The 19,042-nt window shown below is 60.6% G+C and carries 19 protein-coding genes; all 19 read right to left on the bottom strand.

Annotated elements, in window-relative coordinates; genetic code table 11:
* Positions 1-95: 95 nt before the first annotated feature.
* Positions 96-815, bottom strand: coding sequence for an RNA polymerase sigma factor FliA (locus BN1128_RS19900; RefSeq protein ID WP_042872013.1), 720 nt, complete (start codon positions 813-815; stop codon positions 96-98).
* Positions 808-1,683: a MinD/ParA family protein gene (locus BN1128_RS19895; RefSeq protein ID WP_042872011.1), complete on the bottom strand. Its 876-nt coding sequence runs from the start codon at positions 1,681-1,683 to the stop codon at positions 808-810. The genes BN1128_RS19900 and BN1128_RS19895 overlap by 8 nt, the downstream gene beginning before the upstream one ends.
* 1 nt (position 1,684) lies before the next feature.
* On the bottom strand, positions 1,685-3,103 hold the full coding sequence (flhF, locus tag BN1128_RS19890) for a flagellar biosynthesis GTPase FlhF (protein WP_042872009.1): 1,419 nt from the start codon (positions 3,101-3,103) through the stop codon (positions 1,685-1,687).
* A gap of 16 nt (positions 3,104-3,119) precedes the next feature.
* Entirely contained in the window at positions 3,120-5,222 is a 2,103-nt protein-coding gene (flhA, locus tag BN1128_RS19885; RefSeq protein ID WP_042872007.1) for a flagellar biosynthesis protein FlhA, read from the bottom strand.
* A gap of 107 nt (positions 5,223-5,329) precedes the next feature.
* Positions 5,330-6,460 carry a flagellar biosynthesis protein FlhB gene (gene flhB / locus BN1128_RS19880; protein WP_042872004.1) on the bottom strand — a complete coding sequence of 377 codons (1,131 nt, stop codon included), beginning with the start codon at positions 6,458-6,460 and terminating at the stop codon, positions 5,330-5,332.
* Positions 6,461-6,546: 86 nt separating this feature from the next.
* On the bottom strand, positions 6,547-7,344 hold the full coding sequence (gene fliR, locus BN1128_RS19875; RefSeq protein ID WP_042872181.1) for a flagellar biosynthetic protein FliR: 798 nt from the start codon (positions 7,342-7,344) through the stop codon (positions 6,547-6,549).
* Positions 7,345-7,423: 79 nt separating this feature from the next.
* Positions 7,424-7,693, bottom strand: coding sequence for a flagellar biosynthesis protein FliQ (gene fliQ, locus BN1128_RS19870; RefSeq protein WP_011705282.1), 270 nt, complete (start codon positions 7,691-7,693; stop codon positions 7,424-7,426).
* A 27-nt stretch (positions 7,694-7,720) separates the two neighbouring features.
* Positions 7,721-8,500 carry a flagellar type III secretion system pore protein FliP gene (gene fliP, locus BN1128_RS19865; RefSeq protein WP_042872002.1) on the bottom strand — a complete coding sequence of 260 codons (780 nt, stop codon included), beginning with the start codon at positions 8,498-8,500 and terminating at the stop codon, positions 7,721-7,723.
* Positions 8,487-8,870: a flagellar biosynthetic protein FliO gene (gene fliO / locus BN1128_RS19860; RefSeq protein ID WP_042872000.1), complete on the bottom strand. Its 384-nt coding sequence runs from the start codon at positions 8,868-8,870 to the stop codon at positions 8,487-8,489. The genes fliP and fliO overlap by 14 nt, the downstream gene beginning before the upstream one ends.
* Before the next feature lie 61 nt (positions 8,871-8,931).
* Positions 8,932-9,324 carry a flagellar motor switch protein FliN gene (gene fliN, locus BN1128_RS19855; protein ID WP_017412373.1) on the bottom strand — a complete coding sequence of 131 codons (393 nt, stop codon included), beginning with the start codon at positions 9,322-9,324 and terminating at the stop codon, positions 8,932-8,934.
* A gap of 51 nt (positions 9,325-9,375) precedes the next feature.
* Positions 9,376-10,446: a flagellar motor switch protein FliM gene (fliM, locus tag BN1128_RS19850; RefSeq protein WP_042871998.1), complete on the bottom strand. Its 1,071-nt coding sequence runs from the start codon at positions 10,444-10,446 to the stop codon at positions 9,376-9,378.
* 9 nt (positions 10,447-10,455) lie between these two features.
* A complete protein-coding gene (fliL, locus tag BN1128_RS19845; RefSeq protein ID WP_042871996.1) occupies positions 10,456-10,971 on the bottom strand; it encodes a flagellar basal body-associated protein FliL in 516 nt (171 codons plus the stop codon).
* 57 nt (positions 10,972-11,028) lie between these two features.
* Positions 11,029-12,966 (bottom strand): flagellar hook-length control protein FliK, encoded by a 1,938-nt coding sequence (locus tag BN1128_RS19840; protein ID WP_042871994.1) that lies wholly within the window; start codon positions 12,964-12,966, stop codon positions 11,029-11,031.
* A gap of 92 nt (positions 12,967-13,058) precedes the next feature.
* The gene (gene fliJ, locus BN1128_RS19835; protein ID WP_042871992.1) at positions 13,059-13,499 is read right to left on the bottom strand and encodes a flagellar export protein FliJ; all 441 of its coding nucleotides are present in this window, start codon (positions 13,497-13,499) and stop codon (positions 13,059-13,061) included.
* Between the two features lie 26 nt (positions 13,500-13,525).
* Positions 13,526-14,857, bottom strand: a complete 1,332-nt coding sequence (gene fliI / locus BN1128_RS19830; RefSeq protein ID WP_042871990.1) for a flagellar protein export ATPase FliI — start codon at positions 14,855-14,857, stop codon at positions 13,526-13,528.
* Positions 14,858-14,914: 57 nt separating this feature from the next.
* Positions 14,915-15,703, bottom strand: coding sequence for a flagellar assembly protein FliH (gene fliH, locus BN1128_RS19825; protein ID WP_042871988.1), 789 nt, complete (start codon positions 15,701-15,703; stop codon positions 14,915-14,917).
* Between the two features lie 68 nt (positions 15,704-15,771).
* Entirely contained in the window at positions 15,772-16,833 is a 1,062-nt protein-coding gene (gene fliG, locus BN1128_RS19820; protein ID WP_042871986.1) for a flagellar motor switch protein FliG, read from the bottom strand.
* A complete protein-coding gene (gene fliF / locus BN1128_RS19815) occupies positions 16,826-18,538 on the bottom strand; it encodes a flagellar basal-body MS-ring/collar protein FliF (RefSeq protein WP_042871983.1) in 1,713 nt (570 codons plus the stop codon). Before fliF ends, fliG begins: the two co-directional genes overlap by 8 nt.
* A gap of 12 nt (positions 18,539-18,550) precedes the next feature.
* Positions 18,551-18,868, bottom strand: a complete 318-nt coding sequence (fliE, locus tag BN1128_RS19810) for a flagellar hook-basal body complex protein FliE (RefSeq protein ID WP_042871981.1) — start codon at positions 18,866-18,868, stop codon at positions 18,551-18,553.
* Positions 18,869-19,042: the final 174 nt, after the last annotated feature.

Raw genomic sequence — 19,042 nt, 5'->3', positions numbered from 1 at the left:
GCCGCCATAGCGGCTCACTTACATGATGCAGATCGCAGGTTTTGTTTTGCGGATTATGCCTTAGAGTTTTGTTTCAGTGTAGCCAGTACAAACACTTATACATGCCAATCTCTTAAACGAGCGCGTAATCTGTGCATGGCCTGACTGTGTATCTGGCTCACGCGAGACTCGCTGACGTTCAATACCTCGCCTATTTCACGCAAGTTCAGTTCTTCATCGTAGTAAAGGGAGAGGACCAGCGCTTCCCGTTCCGGCAGACGGCCTATGTGTTCGGCCAAGGCGCCTTGGAAACGCTCGGCCGCCAGTTCGTCAAACCCGCTGTTGCTTGCAGCATCGTCGGGGTGGCCGATCACATCCTCGCTGACCCCCAGATCCTCGATTCCGATGATCTTGCCGCAGGAGACATCCTGCAGCATGGTGTGATACTCGCCGAGGCTGACCCCCATCTGGGCGGCCACCTCGGTATCACGGGCATCACGACCGTGCGCTTGTTCAACATTTTCGATGGCTTCGGCGATGGAGCGGCTGTTGCGGTGCACCGAGCGTGGCACCCAGTCCCCCCGCCGGATCTCATCGAGCATGGAGCCGCGGATGCGGATCCCGGCATAGGTTTCAAAGCTGGCGCCCTTGCTGCCGTCAAAGTTGCGGGAAGCTTCGAGCAGCCCAATCATACCTGCCTGGATCAGGTCATCCAGCAAGACACTGCTTGGCAGGCGAGCCAACAAATGCTGGGCAATCCGTTTCACCAGCGGAGCATGACGCTCGACCAGCACATAGGAATCCTGATGACGCAAGTACGCTTGGGCTTTATTCACGGGAACCTTCCTGTGCTATGACCGGCCTTTGCAGCAAATTTTCCAGGAAAAATTCGAGATGACCGCCGGGTTGGTTAGGAATGGGCCAGCTTGCCGCCTTGTTGGCGAGGGCGCGAAACGCCAGCGCCGCAGGCGACTTGGGGAAGGCTTCGACTATCAGCTTCTGCTTGCGCACGGCGGCGCGCAGGTTGGTGTCGTAAGGTACGCACGCCACCAGCTCCAGCGAGGTATCCAGAAAGCGGTCCGTGACCCGGGTCAGCTTGGCGTAGAGCTCCTGCCCTTCGCGCAGGCTGCGCACCATGTTGGCTACCACCTTGAAGCGAAACACGCCATGATCCTTGGAGAGGATCTTGATCAGCGCGTAGGCATCCGTGATGGAGGTAGGCTCATCGCACACCACTATCATGATGTCCTGGGCGGCGCGGGTGAAGCTCAGCACCATGTCGGAGATCCCCGCCGCCGTATCCACCAGCAGTATGTCGACCTGGGTCTTCATCTCGCTGAAGGCGCGGATCAGTTCGGCATGCTGCACCGGAGAGAGCTCGACCATGGACTGGGTGCCTGATGTAGCTGGCACTATCATCATGCCGTAGGGACCCTCGACTATGATGTCGTCTATGGTGCACTCGCCAGCCAGGACATGGGAGAGGTTGCGGTGTACCCGCAGCCCCAGCATAACGTCAACGTTAGCAAGGCCAAGGTCGGCGTCCAGTACCATCACCCGTTTGCCTTGTGCGGCCATGGCGCCAGCCACGTTCAGGGTCACGTTGGTCTTGCCCACGCCACCCTTGCCACCGGAAACGGCGATCACTTTTACTCGATTGTTTTGACGCATTTTGCGCAGACCACTCGCCTGATCCATATACATGTTACTCATAAAACTCCGAATCTTCGGCCTCGCCAAAGCCTGCACCCCAGAAATAGGGTTCTTCTGTTTCCCGCTCCAGCGAGCCCATGGCAGCTCCGACGAGCTGCGCCGCATTGGCAACTTGAATATCTTCCGGAACCCTTTGTCCATCAGTGATATAGCTGATGGGCAGTGCATTCTGGATACACACGTTAATCACTTCGCCCAGATTCAGACTCTCATCCAATTTGGTAAGTATGCAGCCGCTTAATGGAATACGCCGGAAATGGTCCACCGCCTCCTGCATCACCCGACGCTGGGAAGTGGCGGACATCACCAGGTAGCTGCGGATGCGTACCTTGGCATTCTTGACCAGGGTATCGAGCTGCTCGGTCAGACGGATATCCCGCTGCCCCACCCCGGCGGTATCGATCAGTACCAGCCGACGATGGCGGAACTGATAGAGCGCATTGGCCAGCTCCTCGGCATCCCTCACCTGCCGCACCGGGCACCCCATGATGCGACCATAGGTCTGCAACTGCTCATGGGCACCGATCCGGTAGTTGTCCGTGGTGATAAGCGCCACCTGCTCGGCGCCATACTTCATGGCAAACCGCGCCGCCAGTTTGGCGATGGTGGTGGTCTTGCCCACCCCGGTCGGTCCGAGCAGGGCAACCGCCCCACCCTGACGTAAAATATCGTCTTCGCTGATCTTGAGCTGGGCAGTCAGTACTTCGGCCAGCTGGGCCATGGCCTGATGGATGGACATGTCCTCGGGGATGAGGCCCGCCAGCTGATCGGCAAACGCATCGTCAAAGCCTATCTTCTTGAGCTCCTTGATGAGCAGGGCTCGCATCGGCTCGCGACGTTCCACCTCCTGCCACATCAGCCCGGAGATCTGGTGCTCCAGCAACTTGCGGATGCTGGCCATCTCCTTACGCATCCCTTCCATCTCGGGCTCCCGTTGTGCGGGCTGGGAAGCGCGGCCAGGAGCGGCCGTCCTGGCCTTCGGCTTGGCGGGCTCGGGAGCCGCCCCCCACTGGCCCTGTTCGGCCAGCGTGCGGGGAGCTGAACCGGCGGCGGCAACGGGTGCAGCCCCCTTGAGACCGGCCGGATTGGCCGGGTTCAACTTCTGCTGACGCGCCAGCAGCGCGGCCAGGGTATCGGCATAGTGTTCGTTCTGTTCCTGAGCCTGGGTTGGCGCAGGACGGGTCATCTGCCGTCCGGCAGACGAGATATTGACGCTCTCATCGTTCAACTGACGGCGAACCGGCGCATCTTTGGGTCCCGGGACCTGGGATTGATAATCGACAGCGGCGACTATCTCCACCCCACCTGTGACCTTCTTGTTGGACATGATGACGGCGTCGGGCCCGAGAGTCTCCTTGACCTCGGCCAGAGCCGTTCGCATGTCCTTGGCAAAAAACCGCTTAATCTTCACCCGTCATCTCCGCTAACTAGTTCTGTCCTACCGCACTGACGATGCGGATTTGCTTGTCATCAGGCACTTCCTGATAAGACAGAACGCGCAATCCAGGAATGGCATTCTTGACAAATTTCGCCAGGGTATTGCGCAGTATCCCTGATGTCAGAAGCACGGCCGGTTGGCCTTCCAGTTCTTGTCGTTGAGTGGCTTCCACCAGCGAGCGTTGCATCCGCTCCGCCAGGCCCGGCTCTATGCCGGCGCCATCACCACCCCCTGCCTGCAGGGATTGATGCAATATACGTTCCAATTCTGGTGCCAAGGTGATCACTGGCAGCTCGGGATCCGGGCCAGCAATCTCCTGCACTATCAGGCGACGCAGCGCGATACGGCAGGCAGCCGTCAGCACTTCCGGATCCTGACTGCGCGGGGCGTATTCCACCAGGGTCTGCAGGATAGTGCGCATATCGCGGATTGGCACGCCTTCATTGAGCAAATTCTGCAATACCTTCACCAGGTTACCCATGCTGATGACTTCAGGAACCAGTCCTTCCACCAGTTTGTTCTGATGCTTCCCTATCATGTCGAGCAGCTGTTGCACCTCGTCATGACCCAGCAGCAGGGCGGCATGATTGGAGAGGATCTGGCTCAGGTGAGTGGCGACCACGGTGGCGGTATCCACTACTGTATAACCGAGGGTCTGGGCCTGGGAGACCTGCTCCTTGGCGACCCACACGGCTTCCAGCCCGAAGGCGGGATCCCGGGTCGCGATACCCTGGATCTGGCCGAACACCTGACCTGGATTGATGGCCATCTCCTTATCATGGTAAACATTGGCCTCGCCGGTACTGACCCCCATCAAGGTGATGCGATATTGGTTTGGCGCGAGATCCAGGTTGTCGCGAATGTGCACGGCCGGCACCAGAAAGCCCAGCTCCTGGGAAAGTTTCTTGCGCACTCCCTTGATCCGGTTGAGCAGTTCTCCGCCCTGATTGCGATCCACCAGCGGGATGAGCTGATAGCCCACCTCCAGCCCTATGATGTCCACCGGCATCACGTCATCCCAGCTCAGCTCTTTCTGCTCATGGGGTTGATCGGCCGTGGTGGGCATCAGTTCACCCTTGGCAGCCTTGGCGGCGGCCCGCTTCTCGCGGCGCAGCAACCACCAGGCACCGGCAGCCGAGAGGGCCCCCAAGCTCAGGAAGGCAAAGTGCGGCATGCCGGGTACCAGCCCCATCATCAGCAGTATGCCGGCCGAGATGATCAGCGCCTTGGGGTTGTCAAACAACTGACCCAGCACCGCCGTGCCCATATCCTGATCCGTGTTCTGCCGGGTCACTATGATGGCCGCGGCAATGGAGAGCAGCAGGGAGGGGATCTGGGCAACCAGACCGTCACCTATGGCAAGCAGGGTATAGATCTCGGCTGACTCGCTGAAGGTGAGCTGGTGCTGCATCATGCCGATGATGAAGCCACCTATGATGTTGATGAAGAGGATCATGATGCCCGCAACGGCATCCCCCTTCACGAATTTGGAAGCACCGTCCATGGAGCCGTAGAAGTCGGCCTCCTGGGTCACATCCTGGCGACGCTTCTTCGCCTCTTCCTGGTTGATGAGGCCGGCGTTCAAATCGGCATCTATGGCCATCTGTTTGCCAGGCATGGCATCCAGGGTAAAGCGGGCGCTCACCTCGGCAATCCGCCCGGCACCCTTGGTGATCACCACGAAGTTGATGATCATCAGGATCGTAAAGACGATGATGCCGACCGCATAGTTGCCGCCGATCACCACGTTGCCGAACGCCTCGATCACATGACCGGCCGCCGCACTGCCGTTGTGACCTTCCAGCAAGACCACCCGGGTTGACGCCACGTTGAGCGCCAGGCGCAGCAAGGTGGCGAGCAGCAAGACGGTTGGAAAAGCGGCAAATTCCAGGGGGCGCCGGGTGTAAACGGCGACCAGCAGCACCACTATGGAAAGCGCAATATTGAAGGAGAAGAGTACATCCAGCATCAGCGGCGGTATGGGCAGCACGACCATACCCAGAGACGCCAGCACCAGCAGCGGTGTCCCCACCCCCTTGGTCAGCAATCCTCTGTGCTCTTTCAATCGGCCCAATGATGCCTGGAATTTCATCGTTTTTCTCAATCTCAAACCGCTGGTGCAAGATTAAAGCAAACATCAAGCCAACAATTCAATGCATTGATTTTAAATGATTTTATTTTGACTGTGTCAGAAGTTTGTCATTTGCGGAATTCAGGCGGAATAGGCAGCTCGGTGGCGAGCGGATTGGGGCGTCGGCCACGGCCACGGCGGAACTTCTTGAGCTGATACACATAGGCCAGCACCTGAGCCACGGCGGCAAACAGCCCTTCCGGTATCTCATGACCTATCTCGGTGGAGTGAAAGATGGCGCGGGTGAGCCCGGGAGAGGGCATGATAGGGATCTCGTACTCCCTTGCTATCTCCCTGATCTTCATCGCTATTTCATCAGTGCCCTTGGCCACTACCTTAGGCGCGGCCCCCGGCTTGGCGGTGTCGTATTTGAGCGCCACCGAGTAGTGGGTCGGGTTGGTGATGACCACGTCCGCCTTGGGCACATCCCCCATCATGCGGCGCATCGCCATCTCCATTTGCAAGCGGCGGATCCGCCCCTTCACCTCGGGCTTGCCCTCGCTGTCCTTGAATTCGTCCTTGACCTCCTGCTTGGTCATCTTGAGCTGGCGCATGTGGTTCCACTGCTGGAACGGCACGTCTATGGCCACGATGGGGATGAGGGCGCAGCAGAGGATGATCAGCATCCACAGCAGCAGATCCAGTGCATCTATGATGCCGCCCGGATAACCCTCCAGGGAGAGGTTGAGCAGGTGGTTGAACTGGCTCGACAGCATCCACCAGGCAAACAGGGTGATGAACACCACCTTGGCGATGGACTTGATCAGCTCGACCAGAGACTGCACCCCAAACATCCGTTTGATGCCGTTGAGCGGGCTCAGCTTGCTCCACTTGGGCAGCATGGCCTCGGAGGAAAAGTTCATGCCCCCCATCAGGGTGTTACCGATGAAGGCGGCTATGGCCACCAGCATGAACAGCAGGCCAAGCGGATGCAACAGCTCCCTCAACAGGGCAGGCACCATGGCCCCCATGGCGTTGGGATCGAAGGCCTGATCCCGATCAAGCGTGAAACCTATGGTGAGGATCTTGACCATGGCGCCGGCCAGACTCTCCTTGATCATCAAGAGACCAAAGACGGCCGCCAGCAGGACGCTGGCGGTACCCAGCTCCTTGGAACGTGCAATCTGCCCTTTTTCCCGGGCCTGTTGCAGTCGTTTGCCCGTGGGTTGTTCGGTACGTTCCTGATCGGTATCAGCCATGCTGTCGACCTCCGACACGCAGGAGCTTGCTCAGTTGTGCTCGCCCCCGGAAGGCATCGAGTCGTTTACTACCCAGCCGCCCGCAATCAGCCATTCTGGCCACCGAAACACTGGACGTTGATGAGCTCGCAACTGGTCTCCTGCACCCGCTCCCACATGGAGTCGAAGTGGCCGAGGAAACCACCTATGGTAAGCCAGAGGATGAGCAGCCCGGACATCATGCTGACCGCAAAACCTATGCTGAAGATGTTGAGCTGAGGCGCCGCCCGAGTCATGACGCCGAACGCAAAGTTGATGAGCAACAGTGCGATGATGGCCGACAGCGCCATCACCAGCGAGGCCTGGTACATGACCCCCAGGAATCCGACCAGACTGCGGATGGCAGGCAGGGTAAGCCCGGCATCTGAGACCGGCAAGGTGTCAAAGCTCAGCACCACCATGCGCAGCATGATGAGGTGGCCATCCACCGCCAGAAACACCAGGGTCGCCAGCATCAGGTAGAACTGGCCCACCACGGGGGCCGACTGGCCATTCATGGGATCCACTAGGGTGGCAAAGCCCAGACTGGTCTGCATGGCGATGACCTGACCTGCCATCACGAAGCTTTCCATCAGGAACTGGGTCATGAGGCCAAGCGCGATGCCGATGAGCAACTGCTGGGTCAACACCAGAAAACTGCCGACGGAGAACAGCTCTATCTTGGGCATGGGGGGTAACAGGGGGGCGATCATGAAGGTCAGCGCCAGCGCCAACCCGATACGGATGCGAGCGGGAGTCAGGCGACTGCCAAACACCGCCATCACCATCAAGAGGCCGCTCACCCGCGCCAGCGGCCAGAGGATGGAAGACAACCACTCCATGATGAGAGCGGTCGTGTAGGTCATCTCGCCACCCCAGGAGTGAAATGACATGTCGCCATCAGCGGGCCGTCAGAGGACGTCCCTGACGCTTGCCGGGCATGACTCATCCCACCACCTCGGGTATTTGGCTCACCATCAGCAGGAAGAAGTCCATCAGACTCTGCAAGCCCCAGTGCGCGCCCGCCCCCAGCGCGAACAGGGTGACGATGAGACGGGGCAGGAAGCTCAGAGTCTGCTCGTTGATGGAGGTGGCGGCCTGAAAGATGGCCACCAGCAGGCCGACGCACAGACTGGGCAGGATCACGGCGCACACCATGATGGTCACCAGCCAGAGTGCCTCGCGAAAGACGTCGATAAAGGTTTCCGGACTCATGCTGCTTGCTCCTTGCGTTTGTCCGACTTAACCACCGGCACCCAGCCCGAAGCTGTTGGCCAGGGAGCCCAGGATCAGGTTCCAGCCATCCACCATGACGAACAGCATCAGCTTGAACGGCAGTGACACCAGCATAGGCGACAGCATCATCATCCCCATGGCCATCAGGATACTGGCCACCACCAGATCGATCACCAGGAAGGGCAGAAACAGCATGAAGCCTATCTGGAAGGCGGTCTTCAGCTCGCTGGTGACAAACGCCGGGATCAGCACCCGCAGCGGCACCTCGGCGGGCTTGTCCACCTGCACGTTGGCTATCTCCATGAAGGTGTTGAGATCCTTGATCCGGGTCTGGGCCAGCATGAATTGATGGATGGGCAGCTCGGCCTTCTCCAGCGCCTCCTTTGCCTGGATCGTCTCGGCCAGATAGGGCTGCAGCGCCTCGTTGTTGATGCGATCCAGCACCGGCGACATGATGAAGAACGACATAAAAAGGGCGATACCGATCAACACCTGGTTGGAGGGGCTCTGCTGCAGACCTATGGCCTGGCGCAGTATGCCCAGCACTATGATGATGCGGGTAAACGAGGTCATCATGATGACCATGGCCGGCAAGAAGGAGAGCGCCGTCATCAGCGCCAGCACTTGCAGGGTCAGGCTGTATTCCTGACTGCCGTCCGCCATGGTCTTGATGGTCACAGCCGACATGCCATCCTGGGCCAGTGCTAGCGGTGACAACAGGACCAAGGCTGCCAACAGGCCGACCAGCAGCCCAAGCTGTGACCATAAGCGGTTAGGTTTTTTCATGCTTGCCCATCAATTTGCCAAGCTGCTGGGAAAACGCCTGGGGCTGGCTCTCGTCCAGCGGCGCCTCCAGGCGATAGAGGAAGTTGACCTGCTGCGGCGTCACCCCGATCAGCAGTTGCTGCTCGCCCACCTTGACCACCAGCAGCTTCTCCTTGTAGCCCACCGGCAGGCTGGCGATGACCCGCATCTGGCCGCCGCCCATGGCGGTGGCTATCTTGCTCTTCTTGAGTAGAAAGCCCAGCACCAAGATGAGGCCTATGACCATCAGACTGGAGAGCAGCCAGGAGGTGAGGCTGGGGGGATTGGCCCCCGCACCGGGATTGGCCAGTGCAGGGAGGGACAACAGCAGTAACGGGAACATGCGGATCATGTGAGTTTTTTGATCCTTTCAGCCTGATTGATGATGACATCGGTCAGCGCAATGGTTCTGATCATTTGAGTTTCTTGATCCTTTCAATCTGACTGATGACATCGGTCAGACGGATACCGAACTTGTCGTTCACCACCACCACCTCGCCGTGGGCGATCAGGGTGCCGTTGACCAGCACGTCCAGCGGCTCGCCAGCCACCCGATCCAGCTCCACTACCGAGCCCTGGTTCAACTGCAGCAGGTTGCGGATGCTGATCTGGCTGCGGCCCACTTCCATGGCAATGGTGACCGGGATGTCGAGTATGGTGTCGAGCTTGCGCCGCTCCTCGGCACTGATGGGGGCGTCATCGGTCAGCTCCTCAAGGGGAGCCGGCTTGGCTTCGGCAATCACCTGCTCTTCCAGGGCTGCTGCCCAGGCGTCCGCCATCAGATCCTCTTCATCAGTTCCGCTCATCTTGCTTCCTTATGCTGCTTCGTGACCGTCTGTCGTGACAGGCAGTCCATGTTATCGCTGTTGATCTTCGATGCTGCGCTCGAGCTCTTCCAGCTCGGCCTCACCATCGATGCGTATGCCGCCCCGGGTCACCAGATGCATCTCTGTCTTGACCCCTTCCGGGCGTTTGAGTTTGTCGGTAATCTTGAGCGCCACATTCTCCTTGGTCCGCCCCATCTTGGCGTGGAAGGTAGGCAAATCTTCCACATAGACCAGCAGGTTCTCCGGCATCTCCACCGGTATGATGTCACCGGGTCGCAGCTCCATCAGCTCGCGCAGGGTCAGATCCGTTTCCAGCAGCTTGGCTCTGAGCTCGACCTTGACGTCCATGATTTCGTCGCGCAGCGCCTTGCTCCAGCGCACGTCAGTATCACCCTTGTCACTCTGCACGCCGGCATCCAGCAGCTCGCGGATGGGCTCCAGCATGGAGTAAGGCATGGCCACGTGGAAATCCCCGCCGCCGCCATCGAGCTCGATGTGGAACGAGCTCACGACGATCACCTCGGTGGGGCTGACGATGTTGGCCATGGCCGGGTTCACCTCGGAGTCGAGGTATTCGAAGCCGACATCCATCACCGGCGCCCAGGCATCCTTGTAATCCTCGAATACCAGCTTGAGCAGCATCTGGATGATGCGCCGCTCGGTGGGGGTGAACTCGCGCCCCTCGATCTTGGCGTGATAGCGGCCATCGCCGCCGAAGAAGTTCTCCACCAGGATGAACACCAGGCGGGCTTCCATGGTGATGAGGGCCGTGCCCTTGAGCGGACGGAAACGCACCATGTTCAGGCTGGTCGGCACGAACAGGGTATGGACGTACTCGCCGAACTTGAGCATCTGCACGCCGTTGATGGAGACCTCGGCGGTGCGGCGCATCATGTTGAACAGGCTGATCCGCATGTGGCGGGCGAAACGCTCGTTCACCAGCTCCAGGGTCGGCATGCGACCACGGACGATGCGGTCCTGGGAGGAGAAGTCAAACTGGGCGACGCCGGGATCGCCCGCCGCGCCTATCTCTTCCTCTTCGACATCATCGACACCGTGCAAGAGGGCATCAATTTCGTCCTGACTTAACAGATCGCTCACGCATCACCCTTATTGCATTACAAAGCCGGTAAACAGCACTTGTTCGATAACGGGGGAAGAGACCAGGTCATTGAGCACCCGACGGCACTCTTCCAGTGAATCCTTGCGCAGCTTCTCCTTGCCTTCGAAGGTCATCAGCTGCTCGCTGGTGGCGGCGCTGAAGACCCGCAGCAGGGTGCCTTCGATCAGGGGGATATTCTGCTTGGCCAGGGCCTCGTCGGCGGCGCCACGCACCATCAGCTGGATCTTGATCTGCACCAGCCGATCCCGCTGACCACCCGAGACGTTGAACACGAAGGGACGCGGCATGCCCACGTAGAGCGAGGGCTGGACCGCTTCCTCCTTGGGCTTGGCATCCTTCCCTTCCGCCGCGGCTTCGGCCGCCGGCTTGTCGCCGCCGGACAGCATCAGCCAGGCACCGGCACCGCCGCCCAGCACAATCACGGCCAGGGCGACTACCATGATCAGCTTCTTTTTCTTGCCTGCCGCCGGGTCTTTCAGCGTCAGTTCGTTATCATCTGCCATCCCTTGTCCACCCTAGTCTCAAACTTGTTCGATATCATAAACTTACTCAGGCTGGCATCAAGCATAGAAATCAATTCCGCTGTCGTTTGTCGATTCCGTCAGCAAACGACTGCCTGCGGCTGAGACCTCTGCCTCAGTTTGGCCTGTTTCGGCAAAAGTTCCGCTCTCTTTTTGACCTTGCTGGCCCTGTCCGGCAAATGCCGACTGACCCTGTGACTGTTGCTGCGGCTGCTGTTGCACTATGGTCTGACCGAGCTGGATGCCCTGCCCGGCCAACATATCACGCAGCCGTGGCATGGCCTGCTCCAGCATTTCGCGGGTCTGACCATGTTGTACCACGAAGTGCACGTTGGCCTGGTTGTCGGCGCCAATCTGGATCTGGATCTTCATCTTGCCAAGGCCAAGGGGGTCGAGCTGGATCTCCGCCTGCTGCAACTTGTCCGCCAGCATCAGGTTCACCTTCTGGTGCAGCTGGGCCGGCGCCTCCGGATTGGCCAGCTTGAGGTGTGGCAGATTCTGGGGATCACGCCGCGCCGCTATATCGACCGTGGGCTTGCTGTCGTTGTTGGCCACCTGGGGCTGGCTGTTCTGCTGAACCTGCTGGCTATGGTTACTGTCGTGGGTGCTGGACTCGGTCCCGAGGGCGCTGCCTTTGCCAAACTCGGCCACCTTCTGCTTCACGTCCACCTTGACCTCGCTCCTGACCTTGGCAGACTCGCGGCCTTCGCTGGCCTCCATCTGCTTGATCCCGGCCGACAAGGCACTCAGCGAGGCCTGCGGCCCTTGGGATTCACTGCTGGCCAGCACCTGTTGCGGGGCCGTCAACACGGGTTCGGCTGGTTGCTGGGTAGCCGGTGCCGTGGCGCTGCTGCTGGCAGTGGCCAGCGGACTCTCTGACTTGGCGGCCGTGGCCGCCCTGGCCTGGGCCTGCTCGCCCCCCTCGGCAGCGCCTCTGGCCTGAGCACCGTCCGTCGAGCGGGTCGTATCCGTGTCGACCCGCTCCTGACCCGCTTCAAACGCCCTGGTGGCGCTCGTCTGGGTGGGCACGGCCTGCTCCATCGCACGCTGGGGATGTGCCTTCTCGACCCCCTCCTTGTTGCTCATGGAAGGAGTGACGGGTTTGGCGCTGGCATCGATCTCGACGGACTTGTTCCCCTCGCCTTTGGCGGCCTTGTCCACCGCCTCGGTCGGCAACACCTTGCTCAGCAAGGCGGCCCGCTCGGCGCCGGTGAGGCCCGCTTTGTCGGTGCCAGCCGCCCCTTTGTCCTTGCCTGCCTCTTTCGGATCCTTGCCTGCGTCTTTCAGCTGGGCAGCCATGGCGGCAGCATCGCTCTCCATGGCTTGCGCCTCGCCTTCAGCTGCCGGCACCTCGACCCCTTCCCCCTTGAGCAGGCTGGCGGCCTGTTGTGCCTGCAAAGCGGCGCCGGTTGCGGCTTTTCTGTCATCCAGGGTAAGCGGCTTGTCACCCGCGCCGACCAGCACATCGGCCGCCTCTGCGCCCTCCCCCGCTTGCGGCAACATATTGCCGTCCGTTTCCACGGCTGACGCGGTCGTTATAAGGTTGAGGGGCGCGGGGGAGACCAGGCTGGTGTCCTGCTTGAGGGCATCTTGCAGACGCTGCAAGAAATCGATGGGAGAGGCACTGCTCTCGGCCTCCTCCGTTTTTTTCTTTTTATCGTCGGTGGCCGCCGAGCCTTCGGTGGCATTCGCCAAAGATTTGGCATCGGCGTGCTTGTCACTGGCACCTTTGTCATCGGCCACCTGGCCAGTGACGACCTGACTACCGGCCTTCGGCTCGCTCGTAGCCGCCTGAGCGGCCTTGGTCACCGGCGCACCATTTGCCTGGGCCTTGGCCATCGCATCGGAGAAACCGCCTTTCGGTTCACCCTGTGGCGTCGGTTCACCGTTGTCGGAGGGGGGTTGGAGCTGAGCACTCTTGTCGGCAGGCGCAGCAGCCTGAACGGGGGGGGTATTGGTTAGCAGTGTCTGCATCATGATGAAAATCCCTGACGACAATCGGGTTCTGGTGCGGCCCTCACGAACGCGATGGCGGTGAGGCGCACACTGGATGGGCAGAATAAAGCAAGTTACAGGCCAGAATGATGGAAGCGGCGCAGCATGGCGTACTCATCCAGCATCTTCTGCTCCTGACGCTGGGCCTTCTGCTGCTCGCGCCCGGCCTGCTTGGCCAGCAGCAACTCCACCGCCTTGCGCCTCTGCTGGGCGGCCAGCCACTCTTCGCGCCGCAACGCCAGTGCCTGGCGCACCTGCAGCACACCTTCGTACTGCTGGGTGGCCGCTTGCTCAAGCTTGTTGATGAAGGCGTGGTACTGGGCATTCTGCTGGGCAGCTATGCCCTGCAGACCGCGATCTGTCCACTGCTGATGATAGATCTGGCGATACTGGTTGAGCGCCTCCTGCTGCTCCATGAAGATTTTCAGATCCTGCTGGGCCTTCGCCAGCGCCAGTGCCGCCTGCTGTTCGGCCTCCACCAGCCGCTCGGACAACATCACCAAGCCTTTACTCATGACCGCCTTCCCTCTTCATCACATCGTCAACGCATCAGGGGCATGGCCACCAGTTGCAGGGATTGCAGGCCCTCATCGTAGTGAATGACCTCGCGCATACCCTGTTGCAAGAACTGATCCAGATAGGGTTTTTGAACGATGGCACGATCGATGCGGGGATCCGAACCCTGGCTGTAAGCGCCTATGGTGATGAGATCCCGGTTTTGCTGATAGAGGGAGTAGAACTGCTTGAGGGTCCGCGCCAGCTCCATGTGCTGGGGCGAAGTGACCATGGGCATGACCCGGCTGATGGATTTTTCGATGTCGATGGCCGGGTAGTGGCCCGCATCGGCCAGTTCGCGCGACAGGACTATGTGGCCGTCGAGGATGGCCCGTGCCGCATCGGCGATGGGGTCTTGCAAATCATCCCCCTCGGTCAGCACGGTGAAGAAGGCGGTGATGGAGCCCTGGCCGTCGCTGCCGTTGCCGGCCCGCTCCACCAGCGCCGGTAATTTGGCAAATACCGAGGGCGGATACCCCTTGGTCGCCGGCGGCTCACCCACCGCCAGCGCGATTTCACGCTGGGCCTGGGCGTAACGGGTCAGCGAATCCATCAAGAGCAGCACGTTGAGCCCCTGATCACGAAAGTATTCGGCAATGGCCAGCGCCGTCTCGCACCCCTTGAGGCGCATCAGGGGCGAGGCGTCGGCCGGGGCTGCCACCACCACGGAGCGGGCACGCCCCTCCTCCCCCAGAATGTCTTCGATAAACTCTTTTACTTCCCGGCCCCGCTCACCGATGAGGCCCACCACCACCACGTCCGCCACCGAGCCACGAGTCATCATGCCGAGCAGCACAGACTTGCCGACGCCCGAGCCTGCGAACAGCCCCATCCGCTGGCCTTGACCCACGGTCAACACGGCGTTGATGGCGCGCACTCCCACGTCCATGGGTTGATGGATGGGACGACGGGAGAGCGGATTGATGCGGTGCTGGGCAAACTGCACCGTCTGGGAGGAGAGGATGGGGCCAAGCCCGTCCAGCGGCTGGCCTATGCCATCTATGACCCGACCCAGCAGGTTCATGCCGACCGGAATGCCGTGCTCCTCTGTGATGGGCACCACACGGGCACCCGGGATGACCCCCTTGAGCTGCTCGCTCGGCATCAGGAACAGGTGATCGCCGGAGAAACCCACCACTTCGGCCTCCAGCATCCCGTCCTGGGTATCGATGCGACAGAGGGCACCGATGGCGGCGCGGCAGCCAATGGCTTCCAGCGTGAGCCCCACCACCCGGGTCAATTTGCCGGCGACGGGCGGCTTGGGCGCGATATCGCGCACCCGATACCCTTGCAATCGAGTGAGTAACGAGCCGCTCATCTGGCCTCCTGATATGCGATATTGAGATGGGTCATGCCTGAAGCGGGCCGCCGCAGGTTATTCGTGATTGTCCCGCAAGAAGTTGCGCAGCAGTTGATCGATGCGCCCCGACAGCGTCAGGTCGATGCTGGAGAGTTCGGTCGCCAGCTGCAAATCGCCAAGGGAGAGGGTGGGATCGCTTTGCAGCCGCCAGTGACGCTTGGCGCACTCTTCCACCCCGAACGCCTGCTCGACCCGGGTGATGTCATCGGGATGCAGCATCAGGGTAACCCCCAGCTCGGCGGCAGGCAGCAAGGCCAGCCCCTGTTTGAGGGCCTCCAGCAAGATGCGGGGAGATGTCTCGGCCTCGTGCCGGATGAGGGCGCGGGTCAGCTGCAGCATCAGGGCGATGAGTTGCTGCTCCACCGCCTGATCCAGCTCGTTGAGGGGGGTGGCGAGACGATCGACCAGTGACTGCCAATGGGCCAGTTGCTGATCCACCAGCTCGCGGCCCATGGCCAGTCCCTCCTCCTTGCCCTGCTCCAGCCCGGCGGCATGGCCCTGTTGCAGGCCTTCCAGCTTGCCCTCCTCCAGCCCCTTGGCAAAGCCGGCGGCCTGGCCTTCGGCCATGCCCTCGTCCCAGGCGGCCTGACGGATGGCTTCCAGCTCTTCTGCCGTGATGCTGGGGGTCGGCTCCTCTGCCGGCTCCTCGACCGGCGCCTCTTCCTCCTGCCGATACCAATCCGGTGTCAGCCCGAGGGCATTGGTCTCGACCTCAGATTCGACCTCCATCTCGGGCCAGCCCCAGGCCTCGACCCGGGCATCGTCCCCATCGGGGCGTACATAGCCACGCAGCTTGTTGTTCATGCTTTAGAGGCGCTCCTCGCCACCGCCAGATGCGGCCCTGCGAAACGGTAGAGTTGATGGTCCATGGTTTAGAGGAACTCCTCGCCGCCACCGGCACCCAGCATGATCTCGCCGGCATCCGCCAGACGGCGGGCGATGGAGAGGATCTCTTTCTGGGCGGCTTCCACTTCGGAGACCCGTATCGGCCCCATGGCCTCCAGATCGTCCGCCAGCATCTCGGCGGCCCGCTTGGACATGTTCTTGAATACTTTCTCGCGCATCTGATCGTCCGAACCCTTGAGGGCCCGTTGCAGCAGATCCCCCGGCACTTCCCGCAGCATGGTCTGGATGCCGCGATCGTCCACATCGATGAGGTTTTCGAACACGAACATCAAGTCCTGGATCTGCTGGCTCATCTCTTCGTCCGACTCGCGGATGGAGTCCATCAGCTGGCCTTCGATGTTGGTATCCAGGTAGTTCATGATGTTGGCCGCCGCCTTCAGACCGCCCATCTTGGCTGCTTGGGCACCCGCCGCACCGGCGAACTGTTTCTCCATGATGTCGTTCAACTCTTGCAACGCCGCCGGTTGCACCTCTTCCAGGTTGGCGATCCGCATCACCAGATCCAGGCGCACCTGCTCCGGGAACTGGCTCAGGATCTCGGCGGACTGCTCCGGCTCCAGATAGGAGAGGACTATGGTCTGGATCTGCGGGTGTTCGTTCTGGATGATGCTGGCGACCTGGCGGGCATCCATCCACTTGAGGGAATCGAGGCCACGGGCACCGGAACCCAGGATGATCTGATCCACCAGGTTGCTGGCCTTGTCTTCGCCAAGGGCTGCCACCAGTGCCTTGCGCACGAAGTCTTCGCTGCCGATACCGATATTGGTGTACTTCTGGATATCGTCGATGAATTGACGGTGCACCGCCGCCACCCGGTCGTGACTGAAGTCAGTCATGGAGGCCATGGACATGCCGAGCCGCTGCACCTGCTTGGGCTCGAGGTGACGGAAGATCTGGGCGGCATCCTCTTCGTTGAGGCTCAACATCAGCACAGCTGCCATCTCCATCCCGCTCATCTGGTCCAGAATTTGGCGCTGGCTGTCGGTAATGTCATTGCCGGTGACTTGGGTCTTACTTTCTTCAGGCATCTTTGTTCGTTACCCATTCTTTAATGACCTGTGCGGCCAGATCCGGTTCGTTCGCCACCAGCGCACGTACCGCCTTGAGCAAGTCCTCGTCACGGTGCAGATCCGGCAGTTTCAGATGGCCGTCACGTACCCCGAACACCGGCTCTGACTCGGCCTGAGCGGCCAGCAGACTGAGCTCGTCATCCCCACCCAGCACTATGCTGTTGTCCAGATCCAGATCCCCTTCCGGACGTGCATCCGGGTAGAGCAGGCGTTTGAGCATGGGGCGCACGACTGTCACGATCAACACTATGATGACCAGCACCGAGGCGGCGATGCGCACCGCGCGCCAGAACCAGGGCTGCTCGTAGATGGGCGCTTCGGCCACGTTCTCAAGCTCTGGCCGGTTGAACGGGATGGCGACCACTTCCAGAGTATCACCGCGGGTCACGTCAAAGCCAAGCCCGCCGCTCAGCAAACGGCGCAGGGTATCGAGTTCGGGCTGAGTACGCGCCTCGCGGGTCACCTTGCCATCGGCGGCGGTAGCCGATTTGTAATCCACCGCAACCGAGACCGTCATGCGGCGAATGCCACCCATCTGGCGACGGATATGGCTGACGGTGGTATCCAGTTCGAAGTTGCGGGTTGCCTCCTTGCGGGAGCGGCCGGAGGCAGCGGCGCTGGCATCGGTATTGGGGCCGGTCGCCTGCTGAGGAATATTGGAGGCGGCGGGCGGCTGGTTGGAGAGGGCGCCGGGTACACCGCCGCTGCTGCCATTGGCGCTGTTCTCTTCCAGGGTCATCTCGGAGCGCACGGCCGGCAAGTCCGGGTTGTAGGTCTTGCGGGTCTGTTCCTGCTGGGAGAAGTCGAGGGAGAGATCGACCTCCGCCGTATAATTGTCGGCGCCGAGCACGGGGATCAGGATGGCGTCAATTTTTTGTTTGTACTCCACCTCCTGCTTCTGCTGCATCGCAAACTCCTTGCGAGTCTGGGCAGAGACGGGATCCTGGGAACCCGAGTTGAGCAGGCGGCCGTTCTGATCGGTCACAGTGACGCGGGTCGGCTCCAGGCCGTGCACGGCAGAGGCGACCATGTCGACGATGGAGTCCACTTCCCCCTGGCCGAGGGCGTTGCCCTTGAGGTTCAGCACCACGGTCGCACTAGGCTTGCGCTCGTTGCGGGCAAACACGTTGTCTTTCGGAATGGCCAGCAGCACCTGGGCCTTGGCCACGTTCTGGAACTGCTCGATGGCGCTCGCCAGCTGACGCTCGCGGCTCAGCTTGAGGCGTTCCGTCTCCATGCGCTGGCTGACGCCGAAGCTGGAGTCCTTGAGCAAGATGGACTCGCCATCGTTGCTGGCATCGGTATTGGTAGCCAGGCCGGCACGGGTCAGGCGCAGGCGGATATCGGCATATTTTTCGGCGCTGACCAGCACGCTCTTGCCTTCCACCTCATAGGGGATCTTCTGCTGATCCAGATAATCGAGGGTCGACACCAGCTCCTGGGTACTGTAGGTGCCAAGCGGACGCATGTCCGGCTCCTTGCCCCACAGCAGGATGAAAACAGCGATCGCCAGGCAAATGGCCAACCCCAGGATCAGGGTAATTTGCCGCAGCACATCCGTGTTGGACAGGAAGCCGAGTGCGGAACTCTTCTGCTCATTCTCATCGAGGGCGGCGGAGCCCTCATCGTTCATCAGCAGTTCGCCGTTTTGGTCAGTAGCCACGATTTACTATCCTTATACCGGCATGTTCATGATGGTCTTGTAGGCATCGACCATCTTGTTACGCACCTGCACAGTTGCCTCGAAGGCGATGGAGGATTTCTGGCCGGCGATCATCACCTCGGACAGGTCGATAGACTTGTCGCCCATGTCGAAGCGAGTGCGCAAATCGTTGGCGGCCCCTTGCAACTCGTTGACGTTGCCGAGGGCCTGCTGCAGCAACTGACCAAAGTCGGACGTGACCTGACGACCGGGCTGAGTCAGCGGTGTCGCCCCGGATTCCACCTTGAGTGCCTGCATCTCTTGCATCAGGCTGCTTGCACTAATTTCCATATTCCATCCCCAGACAAATCATTGACGCTGAGAGCGAATAAGCAATTAGAGTGCCAACAAGCTAATAACGGATGGGGGAGCGGGCCGCCATGCCGACCACAACCAGGTTCGACAAGCCAGACTGGCTCTGATTAAATCCGCTACTGGCGCCCCTATTTGTACCGCCGGCAAGGA

Origin of the sequence: Aeromonas piscicola, assembly GCF_000820005.1 — a bacterium.
Taxonomy (GTDB): Bacteria; Pseudomonadota; Gammaproteobacteria; order Enterobacterales; family Aeromonadaceae; genus Aeromonas; species Aeromonas piscicola.
The sequence above is the reverse complement of the archived record's forward strand: the minus strand, read 5'-3'. Positions and strand labels throughout refer to the sequence as shown.